Genomic DNA, 3,454 nt, shown 5'->3' with positions numbered 1-3,454 from the left:
CGGGGTTGCGAATCTGCAGTGCAGCGATTCCGCACATGTCGTTCCTTTCGTGATTCTTCGGATGCCTGACCGGCGGGGATCAGTAGGCGGTGAGGTAGCGGTCGAGTTCCCACTCGGTGACGGTGTTGTGCCAGCCGAGGAATTCCTCTTCCTTCGCATCGGCGAAATAGGTCGCGACACCGTGACCGTCGTCGATCAGCTCGCGCAGGACCGTGTCGTCGCGAAGCGCCTGCACCGCGTGCAGCAGCGTGCGGGGGAGCACCGCCGAGGTCTCGCGGGCTTGGCCGGGGCCGCACGGGTCGCCCGGGTCGGCGGAGCGCTCGATGCCGTCGAGGCCGGCGTGCACGACTGCGGCGAGCGCGAGGTACGGGTTGGCCGAGCCGTCCGCGGCGCGCAGCTCGATCCGCGCGGAGTCGGGTACGCGGATGAAGTGCGTGCGGTCGTTGCCGCCGTAGGTCGCGTGCTTCGGCGACCAGGTGGCGCCCGAGGCGCTCGTGGTCGCACCGCGCCGCTTGTACGAGTTGACGCTCGGTGCAAGGAAGAGCTGCAGGCCCGCGGCGTGCTCGAGCATTCCGGCGACGAACGAGTAGGCCGTGGAGGAGAGGCCGAGCCCGCGGGTATCGGCGGCGTCGGGGAACACCGCGGCGTCATCGTCCCACAGCGACACGTGGAAATGCAGGCCGTTGCCCGCGCGGTCGCTGAAGGGCTTCGGCATGAACGTGGCCGTCATGCCGCGCTGCTCGGCCAGCATCCCGATGAGGTAGCGGAGCGTGATCACGCGGTCTGCGGTGACGAGGGCCTCGGCGTACTTGAAGTTCTGCTCGAACTGGCCGGGTGCGTCCTCGTGGTCGTTCGCGTAGTTGCCCCAGCCGAGCGCGTTCATCGCGTCGCTGACGGCGGCGAGGTGGTCGTACATCCGTGTGACGCCGCGGGCGTCGTAGCAGGAGCGCAGACCTTCGTCCTTGCTGTCCGCCGCCGTGAGGGTGCCGTCCGCACCGCGATCGACGAGGAAGTACTCGACCTCCGCGCCGACCTTTGCCGACAGTCCCTGCTCGGTGAGACGGGCCAGTGCGCGCTTCAGGATCACGCGAGGAGCGAAGGGCCACGGCTTGCCGTCGACGTACGGATCGCAGTGCACGATCGCAAGGCCCTCGCGGACGAACGGGATCGGCGCGTACGAATCCAGGTCGGGCACGGCGATGAGGTCGGAGTCGTGCGGATGCTGACCGATGAGGCCGGCGGCGAAACCGGCGAAGCCGAGTTCGCCCGCCTCGAGCTCGTCGGCGGCCGACACCGGCACGAGCTTCGCGCAGGGCTTGCCATTCAGGTCGACGAACACCGCGAGGATGAAGCGGACGTCGTCCGCCAGTGCGCGGTCGCGAAGCGACTGCGGAGTGGTGGGCAGAGTGACGACGTCACCCCGTGCGAGCGCGGGAAGGGTCATGGGGATCTCCTCAGCTGGGTTGACTGTGAGTGAAGCTTGTGCACTGACAGTAACATCCGCAGATGAACAGGTCAGTAACCTCCATGTTTCGGGCACGTAAAACCGGTCGCCCATGTTGTCATGCAGGATTCACGCGCGAGAAACGCACCGGCGATTGCCTGTGGTGAAAATGGGTTGCACGACAGTAACCACATGCTGGCGGCATCCGTCCGTGCACCGCAACCCGGCGGTCGACGGCATCCCGCCCGCGGAGAGAGGCATCCCGACATGGATCAGGGAAACACGACGTTCGTATTGATATCAGCCGCGATGGTGCTTCTGATGGCGCCCGGCCTGGCCTTCTTCTACGGAGGACTGGTCAAGGCCAAGAGCGTGATCAGCATGATGATGATGACGTTCGGAGCCGCCGGATTGATCGGAGTGCTCTGGGTGCTCTACGGCTACGCCATCTCGTTCGCGACGGCGGGCGCGCCGTCGTACGCCGGCATCCCGGGCTTCATCGGCATCGACTGGAGCTACCTCGGTCTGGCCGGCCTGCTCGAGACGCCCGAGGGCGCGGCCTATCCGCCGCTTGCATTCGTCGCGTTCCAGGCGACCTTCGCGATCATCACCGTCGCGCTGGTGTCGGGCGCGATCGCCGACCGCGCGAAGTTCGGATCATGGATGCTGTTTACCGGGGTTTGGGCGACCGTCGTCTACTTCCCGGTCGCGAGCTGGGTCTTCAACTTCGGCCTCGCCGAGGACGGCAGCTTCTCGTACGGCGGATGGCTCACCTACGGCCTGCAGGAGAATTTCGGCGTCGGCGTCATCGACTTCGCCGGTGGCACCGCGGTGCACATCAACGCCGGCGCCGCGGCGCTGGCGCTCGCCCTCGTGCTCGGTCGCCGGGTCGGATTCGCCAAGGGCGCGCACGTTCCGCACAACCCGCCGTTCGTGCTGCTGGGCGCGGGCCTGCTGTGGTTCGGCTGGTTCGGTTTCAACGGCGGATCCGAGCTCGCCGCCGACAACGTCGCGGCGCTCGTGTACGTCAACACGCTCGCCGCTCCGGCTGCGGCCCTGCTCGCCTGGCTGATCGTGGAGAAGGTCCGCAACGGCAAGCCGACTTCGGTCGGTGCGGCATCCGGTGCGATCGCGGGTCTGGTCGCGATCACCCCGGCCTGTGCGGCCCTCACCCCGATCTGGGCGATCGTGCTCGGGCTCGTGACCGGCGCGATCTGCGCCCTCGCGATCGACCTGAAGTTCAAGCTCGGGTTCGACGATTCACTCGACGTCGTGGGCATCCACCTGGTCGGCGGTCTGATCGGAACGCTGTACCTGGGCTTCTTCGCCAATGGCACCGGCCTGTTCATGGGCGGTGACGGAACGCAGCTGCTCGTGCAGGCGATCGCCGCCTTCTCGGTGTTGGCCTACTCGCTGGTCGCCACGCTCGTGATCGGCTTCGCGATCCAGAAGACGATCGGCTTCCGCGTCAAGGACGAGGACGAGATCGCCGGCATCGACCTCGCCGAGCACGGCGAAGCGGGCTACGTGCTGGAGGATCAGAAGGCCTGATCGCGTCTGATCGCGCTTACCGGGTGGCCGGGGTTCGCTCTCGAGCGGCCCCGGCCGCTCCGGTGTCCTGGGTGGCCGCGGGCGCCTCGCCGCGCGAGCCGAACCGCAGCCGGCGATCCCGGATCGGGCTCCAACGCAGCGCTCGCGCGTCGGCGTAGTAGTTCATCGACACCCGCCACGGGCTGCGCTCGCCCTGGCGCGGCAGCTCCGCCATCGCCCGCTGCACGTATCCCGACTTGAAGTCGAGCAGTGGCCGCGTGCCGACCTGCGCGTCGAGCTGCGCCTCGACGGAGTCATAGCCGTGCCGGCGCATGTGCTTGAGCAGCCGCACGAAGTACTCGTATGTCAAGCCGATCTTCAGCGTCCACGAGGCGTTCGTGTAGCCGATCGCGTACGCGAAGTTGGGGATTCCGTCCAGCATGATGCCCCGGTACGCCACGTGGTCGTGCAGGTTCACCG

The 3,454-nt window shown here is 67.5% G+C and carries 2 protein-coding genes and 1 pseudogene; 1 reads left to right on the top strand and 2 read right to left on the bottom strand.

The window, feature by feature from the left end:
- Positions 1-79 precede the first annotated feature (79 nt).
- Positions 80-1,444 (bottom strand): type III glutamate--ammonia ligase, encoded by a 1,365-nt coding sequence (gene glnT / locus VFX99_RS15865; protein WP_329667258.1) that lies wholly within the window; start codon positions 1,442-1,444, stop codon positions 80-82.
- Positions 1,445-1,711: 267 nt separating this feature from the next.
- Between glnT and VFX99_RS15860 the strand changes: the two genes are divergently transcribed.
- Positions 1,712-2,995 (top strand): ammonium transporter, encoded by a 1,284-nt coding sequence (locus VFX99_RS15860; protein WP_329667257.1) that lies wholly within the window; start codon positions 1,712-1,714, stop codon positions 2,993-2,995.
- A 16-nt stretch (positions 2,996-3,011) separates the two neighbouring features.
- Here the strand turns inward: VFX99_RS15860 and VFX99_RS15855 are convergent.
- Positions 3,012-3,454, bottom strand: a pseudogene (locus tag VFX99_RS15855) (hypothetical protein); the annotation flags it as partial.

Origin of the sequence: Microbacterium sp. (assembly GCF_036277215.1) — a bacterium.
Classification (GTDB): domain Bacteria; phylum Actinomycetota; class Actinomycetes; order Actinomycetales; family Microbacteriaceae; genus Microbacterium.
The sequence above is the reverse complement of the archived record's forward strand: the minus strand, read 5'-3'. Positions and strand labels throughout refer to the sequence as shown.

What these genes read in the sequence shown, in the direction of transcription:
- VFX99_RS15860 (WP_329667257.1), top strand. Translation starts at nt 1,712, where the DNA reads ATGGATCAGGGAAACACGACGTTCGTATTGATATCAGCCGCGATGGTG.
- glnT (WP_329667258.1), bottom strand. Translation starts at nt 1,444, where the DNA reads ATGACCCTTCCCGCGCTCGCACGGGGTGACGTCGTCACTCTGCCCACC.